Below are 11,791 nucleotides of genomic sequence, written 5' to 3' on the forward strand. Positions count from 1 at the left end.
TTCAGCGATGTGATTCATTCATAACTCTCTTCAGTGGGCTCTGAGCGGGCGTTGCCAGGCAGTGGCCTCGCGGGCGGAATCGCGTGGCGCTTTGCCTGCGAAGCGCGGGCGATGGGAATAAGCAGAAGTGCACCGAATGCGAGCGTCGCGGATATGCCTAGAATCGCTGGCGTAAAAGAGCCCGTATTCTGACGTATTACGCCGATAAGGCTCGAGCCGACCATGCCGCCGATGGAACCGCAAATATTGATGAGGGCCAGTCCATTGGCAACGACGCCACGTCCAAAAATGGACGACGGAATTGTCCAGAATACCGACTGCGCCGAACCCAGTCCAAACCCTGCGAGAACGAGAAAGAGCAGCGATAGAATACCAACGTGTGCGGCGAGGGAAAGCGCGAAGAAAATGGCGCTAAGTATCGCAGGCACGCCGATGTGAAAATATCGCTCTCCCGTCCTGTCGGAATGGCGCGCATTGAACAGCATCCCCGAACCAATGCCAAGCCATGGCAACGCGCTGAGAAATCCAACGTTCAAGTCGCTCTGACCGGACGTCTGTTTGACGACCAACGGCAGCCAGAAGCTTAGGCTGTATGAAGCCAGGATAAGCGTCAGCCATACACCTGCGGCGCACCATACACGAATGTCGGTAAGTACATCGCGAAAGCCGACGATCACGCGCTCTTGCAGTGCCGCTTGCTCCTCAGCCAGCACGCTCTCCACCAGAACCGCCTCTTTGTGTGACAACCATTTCGCCTGGGTTGGCTTGTCACGCATCAGAGCGAAAAGAAGAACGCCGAGGCAGATCGTCGGCAGCCCTTCCGCGATGAACATCCACTGCCAACCAGCAAGACCGTTTGTGCTGTGAAGCCGCGTCATCAGCCATCCAGAAAGCGGGCCACCAAAGATGATTGAAATCGGTGCGGCAAGCTGAGTACGTGCTATAGCAGCCGCCCGGTCGCTACGGGGAACCCAGACGCCGACGATATAGACGATTCCTGGTGCCAACCCCGCCTCAGCAACACCCAGAAGGAAACGTAGTGAATAGAATTGCAGAGGGGTCGCAACGAACGCCATCAAGGTGGCGATAATTCCTGCCGATGCGGTTACGACAAAACACCACCGCGCCACACCTATCTTTCTAAGCAAGTAGAGACTCGGCATCTGAAAAAGAAGATAGCCGAGAAAAAAAATGCTCACGCCGAAACCGTAAACTTCATGGTTGAAGTTCAACTGCCCATTCATCTTCAACGCAGCGAAACTGAGGTTGACACGGTCTATGGCGCCCGCCAGGAACAAGGTAAAGAGCGGCCAAACGACTCGGGCAAATATGCGTTTCACTACTGGCACCGGAACCACGATGCCTTCTGTCTGAGGGGTCACTCCTGTCTCCTTGGTCCGACGGCAAGATGTATCCCGTCTGTCATGGTTTGCTAGGTTTATCTTTGTTTTAAAAGCCGTTGTTCGATGAAATTCTCGAGTAGTGAACGAATCTGCGCGTCATCCGCCTCCCTGGGCAGAGCCAGGTAGGGAATCCCTGCCGCTTCGACCTGACTCTGTTCGATGGACGGATAGCCCTCGTTGAAGGCCTCGATAACAATCACCGCGTCGCAACGATGCTCCACCGCTTCTTTCACGATACGTGCCGCATTGAAGCCAAACAGGAAGAGATGGCGTGCGGCAAGTGCTTCGAACGGATCGTTGTCGCGAACCGTTCGGGCGTACAGGTCCGGTATGCCGCTGTAAAAGTTGGCGACTGTCACAGCCCCATATTTTTCTTCGATGTAGTCGTGCCAGGGGGGAATCTGGCTGTGATAGTAAAGACGAAACTTCTCCTGCTTGTACGCGCCAATTCCATTCTTGACCCGCCCTTCGACTTCCTGGTAGTAGTCCCTAACCAAGTCCAGTCCGACTTCGGTGCCTCGATGCCACATTGCCTGGTACATCGACATCTGGTCGCGAATATGTACCGGACATTTTGGAGCGCTACCAATCAACGTCCTGGCGTTTGCCCAATAATCCATCTGCCTGTTCAATAGATCCATCGAACGAACCAGCTCGGTGACACTCAGGTTTCGTCCGGTAAGCTGCTCAACGTAGTTCGTCAGGGTCCGTTCCTGTTGAACGCGCAGGCGCAACCTCGCCGGATCGACCAGCTTGTCCCACTCGTTACGGGTGTAGTTCCACCAATCTTCGGGTAGCGCCTGAAAAGGCGGCGATGGGAAGCTGAAATCCAGCGGATAGCATGGGCATCCGAACTCCCGTGCCCACAATTCCGTCACACGCAATTCCATTTCGCTGCGCACGCTTCCGCAAATCAGCGACGGCTTGGGCAGACCACCCCATGGGGCGTTCTCCGGACTCATCGTGGAAGCGAGTCCCCATCCAAAGAAATGCTCCCCGACATAACCACGGTCGTTCAACACCTTCGTGTAATGCGGCCCCTGCTCTTTGGCACCGATTAGAAAGTTCCAGTAGTTGATTGCAAGAACCGGAATATCCATCGCAATGAATATTTCCTCGAACTCGTCGCCATTGCAGATCGCGAAGGGTTCACCCGCCATGACACGGGCGCGTGTCTGATTCATCCAGGCGCGCTGATGAGCCCGAACCCTGTTCACGGATTCGAGGCGTTGCTCAACTATCGGAAGTGCCATTGTAAGAGCCGTGTGATGTTTAAGCGTTAGCAGAGGGTGCCGCATCGTCGAGCAGGTTGCGGATCTTCTCCGCACTCTGCTGCGTATAGTCAAAACGATACGGTTGTTCGGAGAGGTAGACGCTTTCTATTCCTACTGCCACTAGCGCAGCTATCTCGTCGGGCGTATCGAATACCTGCGCATCGTCGTGCCGATATACGAAAAAAACCGCAACGGAAGACTTTGACTCAAGCGCCCGCTCTGTACAGGCTCGCACCGACTCAGCGAGCGGATAAGTCGTGCATCCGGGGGTCTTATGGTATGCATCGGCGATTGCGTCCATCGGCGCACAATCGGTGTCGACTGTCCGTCCGGCACACCGCATACCCCATGAATGGTTTTCCGACACCACCGTTGCGCCACCTTCCTCAATGCGTTCGTATAGGTCGGTGTAGTCCAGTGGGCTGCCTGTTACGAATACTCGTGCACCCGCACGCGGCGGAAAATCGGCCGCTTCATCAATAACATGGCGAAGAAGAGAGCTGTGTTCTTCGACGGGAATAAATTTCGCCGCACCGTAGGCGTGCAATGCTTGAACGCCACTCAGCACTGGAGAAAATTTCGTGCGCAAGCCGTCAATTTTCCCCAGCAACGATCGATTTTCGTTATATAGAGCGATGTAGTGTTCGAGTGCCTCGTTTGTCAGACCGCGACCGGACCATCGTTCCAATTGCTCCTTGAATTCAAATATCCGCGCCCGGTTGTATTCGGACGACACGTAGGACGAGGTGATGGTTCGGTCAAGAATGTACAGTTCCGGCATCCGCAAGCCAGGATCCGCCGCGCGAGCGGCAGTGAGATGCGAGTGAATTGCGAGTATCGCCTTACGCGAATTCGGAATAACCAGATAGTCGACAAAGTCGTAGGCGCCGGACAACAGCATATCGAGCATCGAATTGACGAACTCGAGGCTCATTACACGTGAACCCGGAACCGACTTGTCCGCGTAAGGAAAATAATGTTTCCCAAGATGGGTGACTGGGGCGGCATGATTGCCGCTCAGTCTATAGGGCAGAAAACCCGCGGCAGCAATCATCTCGACGGGAACGGTCTCGCCGAAATACCCTACGACCTTCCCTCCGTTCGACTTCCAGGTCCTCGCACGCAGGTCCCGCTCACGATAATGTTTCTCAAGCTGTAAAAGTGCCACACTCATTTTCGTCTCTCCACCTAGACCGGCGCCCTCTTGTTTCTTTGAATCAAATGACGCCGTCGCGCTTGTATTCTTCGAATTCCTGCTGGGAGAGGCCGAGGCGCTCCATGAACACTGCCGTGTTGTCTGCGCCGAGTTCGCGCCCGCTCCACTTGACCGACCCAGGGTTATGCTGGAAACGAGGAAAGACGTTTTGCATCCGCAGTGATTCGTTGTTTTCCATCGGTACGTCAACAATCATCTTTCGACTGGCGAAGTGCTCGTCTTCTTCAATGTCGGCAATGGTGTAGACGGGCGCCACCGTGGCACCGGCAGCGGAGAATTGACCGATAACGTCGTTACCGTCCCGTGCGCCAACCCATGCCTGCACCAGCTCGTCAACCTTGTCCACGTTCCGAAGACGGCCTTCCGGTGTGCTGTATTCCGGGTCATCGAGCAAATGCCCCTGTCCGATGAGAGTGAAGACCCGGTGAGCAATACGATTAGCCGTGCACGAAATCGCCAGCCAACGCTCGTCGCGAGTTTTATAAATATTGCGCGGCGCACCCATCGGCGAGCGGCTGCCGATTCGCTGCGGCATCGCTTTGAGTGCGCTATAGGCCGACGCCTGCGGGCCGAGCAGACCGAACATCGCCTCCATCAGCGACAAATCGATAACCTCGCCCCGCTTCTCAGGATGCTTGTCGCGACCATGCAGTGCGGTCATCACTGAAAAGGCGCCAAGATATCCGGCGGCTGCGTCGGCGATGGCAAAGGTGGGCAGCGTCGGGGGCCCGTCGGGTTGTCCATTTGCGGCGGCAAAGCCACTCATCGCTTCGACTTGCGTGCCGAAGCAGGCGCGGTCGGAATAAGGCCCGGTTTGGCCCCATCCTGTAACACGAAGAATCACCAGATCAGGATTGGTGGAGTGCAAGTCTTCCGGCGCAAGATTCGCGGCCTCGAGTTTGCCCGGCCGCATGTTCTCGATGAGCACGTCTGCGCCATCTATCAGACGTCTTACCAGCTTCTGTCCACGCGGGTCCTTGATATTGATGGTGACCGCGTATTTGTTGCGACCGAGCCAACGCCACCAAACCGAAGTCCCATTGACCTCCCATCCGGATTTCCGCGAAATATCCCCCACCGTGGGTGGTTCGACCTTGATGACAGTCGCACCGAAGTCGGCTAGCAACATAGCCGCCTCAGGAGCCGCCAGCAATTGGCCCATATCTACTACTACGAGACCCGCAAGCGGTCCGTCTCCGTTCATTGTCCGTCTCCAGTTATGTGTTCAGCGGGTGTGCATTCGTTGGCGGCCCCGCCGAGGCGGATAACGCGATTTGACCATGCGACGCTTGCCTGTAATCTACCGTCGCCTCGCCCCCTTGACTTTCATATGCGCGAACGGATATTGCGTGCGAGCGCACAGACTTCCGTTTTCCGTGGCATGTGTTCGCGCGCGACGTGAGACCGACGGCACGCTACCTTCTTCGCTTGTGCCAGCGACAGGGGGTCCAACTATTTCGGGGGAAAGCCGAATTCAGGCCGAGTCGAAGTCCAGACGTGGATGAAAGAGAAACAAGCGTGCCGGGCAATTGCCGGGATTTCGGGAGTTGGCGTGGTGACACCAACGGCGGCCATTGGGACTATGCGACGCGAAGGCATTCAACTTCGGCCGGGATTTCTTGCTGCCTGGCGTGGACTTGCGCTGACGGGGTTGGATCGCTGTCAGGGGTGCTTGTCATTGCAGCGCTGAGTTCGGCTCGGACCAATTTTTTTCGACGATTGCCGGCCAAACAAAAAAGACTGCGAGGTGCGCTAGTTCAATTGTCGGGTGAATGAGGTTGCACATCGCATTCGTAACCCGCGCAATAAGCGCGCATCACCCGAAACGGCGCGACAACCAATTCGAACCCGTTTCCGTCACTCGCGGCGTAAGTTTCGTCCAAACAACTCCAGCGCCGCTCGTACGCGCGCCGCATCGTCCAGATCCACGCCCCCCAGCATTTCCTCCTCGACAGCCTCCACGACTCTGGAGCACTTATGCAGCACTTCGCGCCCCTCGTCGGTCATTTGCAGCAGGACAATACGCCCGTGGTTGGGATCGGATTCGCGTGTAATCCATTTACGCGCCGCCATCACGCTCATGATCTCGTTTGCCGACTGAGGCGTGATAAACGATCGTTCTGCCAGTTCCGCGTTCGACGCCTTGCCTCTCGCCTCGAGCACTGACAACGCGGTAAATTGCGCAAGTGTGAGGCCAATTGGCGAAAGCGCATCCGTCATTCTGCGCCGCAGAATCCGGTCGAGGCTGCCGATGAGGTAAGTCAGGCGCGGCCGACTCGCCGCTCTCCGGCCGAGTGCTGGCGCGCCAGGATTTGTGATAGTAACGGCGGCCAATTTTCCCCTGGTTTTGGCGGTCATTGCGGCAAGCCTGTCAGACGTTGATAGACGATGTTACCGCGATTAGCCATCTGCCGAGTATCGCGCCAAATGGTCGTTGTCTGCTATCGCAAACAGCGAGTGTCTTTCACCGCTCCTGTTAAGCCGCGTAAAGCACGGCGGAATCGTCGTTACCGCGAGCGTACATCGCCTCGATTAAATCCACTCGTTGTGCGAGCACCGCGCGTTGATTGATCGATCCTTTGTCGGTGACCTCGCCAAGGTCCAGCGATGGCGGTACATCAAGCAGGCGCAAACGCGCGATGTGGGTCGCACCCCCGGTCGCACCGCGGTTCAATCGCGCCAGCATAGCCGCGAAAAAGCCACGCACACGAGGGGACTCCACGATCTCTTTTGCGTCCGCTGTCGCAGACAGGTTTGCGAGCGCACGGCATTCGTCGAGGCGTGGAAACACGAGCAAACCGACGTCGCCGCGATTGATGCCCGTCACAACCACATCCTGCACATAGGGCGCCCCCTCCGATACCACGCGCGCGCGCATCGGCCCGACGCTCACGAACGTTCCCGAGCTGAGCTTGAAGTCTTCAGCAATGCGGCCGTCGAACGTCAAACCAACTTCCGGACGCTGTACGTCGACGAAAGTGACAGCGTCACCACTACAGTAAAAGCCCTCTTCATCGAACGTGCCCGCGCCGGCATCCGGATTCATCCGCCAGTACCCCGCCATCACGTGGGGGCCGAGAAACCGCGCCTCGAGCTTGCCGTCAACCGGGGTGAGCTTGACCTCGCAGCCGGGCGCGGGCACGCCGATGTAGCCCGCGCTCATGATCGGTCCCGTCGTGAAAAGACAGGACGGCGACGTCTCGGTCATGCCGAGTCCCGCCATGATGCGGATCCGCTCGCCGCAGTACTGTTCGGTCACGCGTTCGAGCCGGGTCCACGCGGCTTGCGACAGTCCGGCGCCAGAGAAGAAATAAAGTTTGACGCGTGAGAAAAACGTTTCGCGCAACTGGGCATCGCTTTCGAGCGCGATAGTCAGTTCTTCCCAACCTTTTGGAACGTTGAAGTAAATCGTCGGCGCGATCTCTCGCAGATTTCGCACGGTTTCGGCGAAATTCCTGCCGACCGGTTTTCCGTCATCGATATAGAGCGTGCCACCGTTGTAGAGCGCAATACCCACGTTGTGACTGCCGCCAAAGGTATGGTTCCATGGCAGCCAGTCCATCAGAACGGGTGGTTCGATGCCGAATTCCGGGAAGGTCTGCAACAGCATCTGCTGATTGCTGCACAGCATGCGGTGCGTAGTCGGCACGGCTTTCGGAAGCCGCGTCGAGCCCGACGTGAATAAAAACTTGGCGACCGAATCCGCATCGATCGCGTCGTGGACAGCATCGACGCTAGTCGGCACGGTCCGCAGGAGTTCGGCGAGTCGTGTGCTTTCCCGGCCAGCGGTGCCGCTGTGCGTGATGATTTCGACATCGTCCGGCACTGCGCCCGCGATCGCGGCAGCGAAGGCATCACCGTCCGCCGCGAATACCGCACCCGGCGTAAGCAGTTCGATCGCATAGCGCAACCTGGCGTGATCGTTCGATACCAGCGAATACGCCGGTGAAATCGGCGCATGGGGCACGCCGGCAAACATCGCGCCCAACGCGAACTGCAGGTGCTCGATACTGTTGCCCGAAAGGATCATGAGCGGCCGATCGGCGCTCAGACCGCGATCGAGGAGTGCCTGCCCAATCGCGCGGGCATCCGCCAGCATCTGCGCATAGCTGACGCCCAGCCACGCGCCGTCGGCGCCGCGGCGGGCAACCAGCCAGCGTTCGGGATGCGCGCGCGCGCCGCTAACCAGACGCTCGGTCAGGCTGCGCGGATACTCGCCAAGTCGCTCGGTCGATTGCAGATACCAATGCTCGCCGTCGCGGCGCACATGCGCCGGCGCAGAACTGACCCGCACACCGCGATACGACGGAGCGGTGGCGACCGGCTCAGTCACGACGCCTGTTTGACCCGCATCAGTTTTTTCCGTTTGAGTCGGCTCGAAACTCACCTTGTCTGTCTCCTCTGTTGGCGGTCGTGCGCCTCGCAATGCGCGCGACCTCTCCGCTATCTGCCGGGTTGCCTTGGTTCGACACCTTGCATCTGAAGCGAACGTCTTAGATTGGGTAGTGGCGTGGCCCGGTTTGAATCGTGATCCAGCGCAGATCGGTGAACTCGGCAATCGAGGCCTTGCTGCCGAAGCGGCCATAACCGCTGCTCTTGACTCCGCCGAATGGCATCTGGGCTTCGTCGTGCACGGTCGGGCCGTTGATATGGCAGATCCCCGATTCGATCCGCTTCGCCACCGCCATCGCACGCGCGATGTCGCGGCTAAATACCGCCGCCGACAGACCGAACTCGCTGTCGTTGGCAATACGCACGGCTTCGTCATCGCTATCCACGCGTTGTACCGTCAGAACCGGCGCAAACGACTCCTCTGCATACAGCTTCATGTCCGGTTGAATCCCGTCGACGATCGTTGGCTGCATGATCGCGCCCTCCACCGGCCCACCCGCCAGAATCGTCGCGCCTTTGCTGCGTGCATCGTCGATCAGCGCCGCGACGTGTTGCGCCGCCTGCGCGCTCACCATCGAGCCGAGCACGGCATTGTCGTCGGTGGGTGCGCGTGCAACCAGGGTGCGAGCCTTCGCTGCGAGCCTTTCGACCAGCGCATCGCCGACACTGCGATGCACGATCACACGCTCCGTCGACATGCAGATTTGCCCCTGATTGAAAAAAGCGCCAAACGCGATCGCGTCGACAGCGGCATCGAGGTCGGCGTCGTCGAGCACGAGCAACGGTGCCTTGCCGCCGAGTTCGAGCAATGCGGGCTTCAGGTGCTTCGCCGCATGCATCGCGATGATCCGGCCCACGTGCGTCGAACCCGTGAAATTCACACGACGCACGGCCGGGTGCGCGATCAGCCGTTCGACAATCGCGGCCGCGTCCTCCGGTGCATTGGTCACGACGTTCACCACCCCGTCGCCGAGCCCGGCTTCCTGCAGCACTGTACCGATCAGTCGATGCACGCCAGGACACGCCTCAGCCGCCTTCAGCACCACGGTGTTGCCGCACGCCAACGGCATGGCCAACGCGCGCGTCGCGAGAATCACCGGCGCGTTCCAGGGCGCGATACCCAGTACCACGCCGCACGGCTGGCGCACGGCGAGCGCCATGCTGCCGGGCGTATCCGACGGAATCACGCTGCCGTCGATCTGCGTGGTCATCGCGGCGGCTTCGCGCAGCATATTGGCGGCCAGATGCACGTTGAAGCCGTACCAGTTCGCCATCGCTCCGGTTTCGGCGATACCGAGCGCGATGAACTCTCCGGTTCGTGCGTCCATCAGCTCTGCGGCCTTGAGCAGGCGTGTGCGACGCTCGGTCGGCAGCAGCGCGGACCAGGCGGGAAATGCAGCGGCGGCGGCGTCAACGGCGGCATCGGCGTCGGCCAACGTCGCCGCGGGTGCTCGCGACGCCACGTCGCCACTCACCGGATTCAGGCGCACAAACGTCGCGCCACTGGAAGCGGCGCGATCCCGGCCGCCGATCAACATACTCACTTCGCTCACGATTACTGTCCCCTCGTATGTCTTGTGTGATATCCGGAACGTCTACTTTCGCGGCGTTCCGGCTGCCTCCGTAACGACTTATCGCTTGTACGCCTGCAAGCCGGGCTTGATCGATTTGTCATCGAGGAACTGTTTGAGACCCTGTTCACGACCGTGCTCCGGATCGCGCAATTGCGCCTGATCGAGCTTGGCGTACAGGTAGTCCTCGTTCTGTTCCCAGGTCAGCTCTCGCGAACGCTTGAAGCCATGCTTTGCGGCACGCAGCACCACCGGGTTCTTTTCCAGCAGCTTGGCGGCAAGCGCGAGCGTTTCCTCGCGCAGTTGTGTAAGCGGCACGCTCTTGTTGACGAGGCCCATTTCAGCGGCTTCGATACCGGTGAAAGTGTCGCCCGTCATGATGTAGTGCAGAGCCTTACGGTGTCCGACGGTATCGGCCATAGCCTTGCTGACCAGATTGCCCGGCGGAATGCCCCAGTTGATTTCGGACAGGCCGAATACAGCTTCGTCCGCTGCCACCGCGAGATCGCATGCAACCAGCGGCGAGAAACCCCCGCCGAAGCACCAGCCGTTCACCATTGCGATGGTCGGCTTCGCGTACATGCGCAAGCGGCGCCATTGCCATTCGGAAGCGTCGCGGCGAATCTTCTCCTGCAGAATCTCGGGGCCCGCGTCGACTTCGCGGAAATACTCCTTCAGATCCATCCCTGCCGTCCACGCCGCACCAGCGCCGGTCAACACCACGACGCGCGCGGCAGCGTCGAGCTCCAGCGCATCGAGAACCTGCAGCATCTCGGAATTGAGCGTCGGGCTCATCGCGTTGCGCTTCTCGGGACGATTGAACGTCACCCAGCCAATTCCACCCTCAACCTTTACGTCAACTGTTTTCCAACGACCTTCGTAGCTAGCCATGCTCTTCACTCCTGCGTATAGGTAAGATTTCGCCCGACGTTTTATATCAGGCAACCTGAGAAAGAGTATAGTATCAGGCATCCTGACAAGCAATCCTTAAATTCTTGGTAATTACCCGTGGCCCGGTATCGACCGAAGGGACGCGGGTGCGCGCAGATCCAGCAGATCGATCGCGTTCTCTTTCAGAATCAACGAATGCACTTCGGGCCGGAAACCCACTGTTTCGAAGTCGCTCAACCAGCGATCAGGGCGAATCAGCGGGAAGTCGGACGCAAACAGCATCTTGTGCCGCAGCAGTGTGTTCGCGTACTGGATCAACTGCGGCGCGAAATATTTCGGCGACCAGCCGGACAGATCAATATAGACATTGGGTTTATGCAGGCAGATCGACAGCGCCTGGTCTTGCCACGGCCAGGAAGGGTGCGCGATCACCACCTTCATGTCGGGAAAGTCGGCCGCGACCTCATCGAGGTGAATTGGCTCCGAATACTTCAGGAGCAGGCCGCCACCGCCGCGCATGCCGCTCCCCATTCCGGAGTGGCCGCTATGAAACACCGCGGGCAATTTGTGCTCGGCGATGACTTCATAGATCGGGTAAGCCATCCGGTCGTTTGGATAACATCCTTGCAGCGTCGGATGGAACTTGAAGCCGCGCACGCCATATTCCTCGATGAGACGTCGCGCTTCGCGCGCACCCATTTTTCCCTTGTGCGGATCGATGCTGGCGAACGCAATCATCATGTCGCGGTTATCGGCCGCGAAACGCGCTACCTCTTCGTTCGGAATGCGCCTGCGCCCGAGTTGCGATTCGCAGTCGACAGTGAACATCACGAGGCCGATTTTCCGCTCACGATAAAATTCGATCGTTTCCGGAATCGTGGGGCGGCGCCCCTTCTTCAACACGGTGCCGAAGTATTTGTCCGCGGCCTCATCGAATTCCTTGCCGAAGAGATCCGGCGGCTCGCAACAGGAGACTTCGGCATGAACGTGCGTGTCGATTGCGACGAGGTTGGCGATATCCATCTTGCGTTCCTTTGCGGGTAA

The 11,791-nt window shown here is 58.7% G+C and carries 9 protein-coding genes; all 9 read right to left on the reverse strand.

Annotated features, from left to right (window positions below):
- Positions 1-14: 14 nt before the first annotated feature.
- Entirely contained in the window at positions 15-1,382 is a 1,368-nt protein-coding gene (locus tag HHL14_RS27075; RefSeq protein WP_169500671.1) for an MFS transporter, read from the reverse strand.
- A 56-nt stretch (positions 1,383-1,438) separates the two neighbouring features.
- Complete coding sequence (locus HHL14_RS27080) at positions 1,439-2,587, reverse strand: 2-hydroxyacyl-CoA dehydratase family protein (RefSeq protein WP_169500672.1); 1,149 nt, start codon at positions 2,585-2,587, stop codon at positions 1,439-1,441.
- 88 nt (positions 2,588-2,675) lie between these two features.
- Entirely contained in the window at positions 2,676-3,851 is a 1,176-nt protein-coding gene (locus tag HHL14_RS27085) for a 2-hydroxyacyl-CoA dehydratase family protein (RefSeq protein WP_169500673.1), read from the reverse strand.
- Positions 3,852-3,894: 43 nt separating this feature from the next.
- Positions 3,895-5,097 (reverse strand): CaiB/BaiF CoA transferase family protein, encoded by a 1,203-nt coding sequence (locus HHL14_RS27090; protein ID WP_169500674.1) that lies wholly within the window; start codon positions 5,095-5,097, stop codon positions 3,895-3,897.
- 653 nt (positions 5,098-5,750) lie between these two features.
- The gene (locus HHL14_RS27095; protein WP_169500675.1) at positions 5,751-6,251 is read right to left on the reverse strand and encodes a MarR family winged helix-turn-helix transcriptional regulator; all 501 of its coding nucleotides are present in this window, start codon (positions 6,249-6,251) and stop codon (positions 5,751-5,753) included.
- A gap of 118 nt (positions 6,252-6,369) precedes the next feature.
- Positions 6,370-8,280, reverse strand: coding sequence for a feruloyl-CoA synthase (locus tag HHL14_RS27100; RefSeq protein ID WP_407945312.1), 1,911 nt, complete (start codon positions 8,278-8,280; stop codon positions 6,370-6,372).
- A gap of 106 nt (positions 8,281-8,386) precedes the next feature.
- Positions 8,387-9,838: an aldehyde dehydrogenase gene (locus HHL14_RS27105; protein ID WP_329601738.1), complete on the reverse strand. Its 1,452-nt coding sequence runs from the start codon at positions 9,836-9,838 to the stop codon at positions 8,387-8,389.
- 78 nt (positions 9,839-9,916) lie between these two features.
- Positions 9,917-10,747: a p-hydroxycinnamoyl CoA hydratase/lyase gene (locus tag HHL14_RS27110; protein WP_169500757.1), complete on the reverse strand. Its 831-nt coding sequence runs from the start codon at positions 10,745-10,747 to the stop codon at positions 9,917-9,919.
- Positions 10,748-10,858: 111 nt separating this feature from the next.
- The gene (locus HHL14_RS27115; protein WP_169500758.1) at positions 10,859-11,770 is read right to left on the reverse strand and encodes an amidohydrolase family protein; all 912 of its coding nucleotides are present in this window, start codon (positions 11,768-11,770) and stop codon (positions 10,859-10,861) included.
- Positions 11,771-11,791 lie beyond the last annotated feature (21 nt).

It is taken from the genome of Paraburkholderia antibiotica, from assembly GCF_012927125.1.
Lineage (GTDB): Bacteria > Pseudomonadota > Gammaproteobacteria > Burkholderiales > Burkholderiaceae > Paraburkholderia > Paraburkholderia antibiotica.

Coding starts and splice junctions, on each gene's coding strand:
- HHL14_RS27080 (WP_169500672.1), bottom strand. CDS start 2,587: ATGAATCAGACACGCGCCCGTGTCATGGCGGGTGAACCCTTCGCGATC.
- HHL14_RS27085 (WP_169500673.1), bottom strand. CDS start 3,851: ATGAGTGTGGCACTTTTACAGCTTGAGAAACATTATCGTGAGCGGGAC.
- HHL14_RS27090 (WP_169500674.1), bottom strand. CDS start 5,097: ATGAACGGAGACGGACCGCTTGCGGGTCTCGTAGTAGTAGATATGGGC.
- HHL14_RS27095 (WP_169500675.1), bottom strand. CDS start 6,251: ATGACCGCCAAAACCAGGGGAAAATTGGCCGCCGTTACTATCACAAAT.
- HHL14_RS27110 (WP_169500757.1), bottom strand. CDS start 10,747: ATGGCTAGCTACGAAGGTCGTTGGAAAACAGTTGACGTAAAGGTTGAG.
- HHL14_RS27115 (WP_169500758.1), bottom strand. CDS start 11,770: ATGGATATCGCCAACCTCGTCGCAATCGACACGCACGTTCATGCCGAA.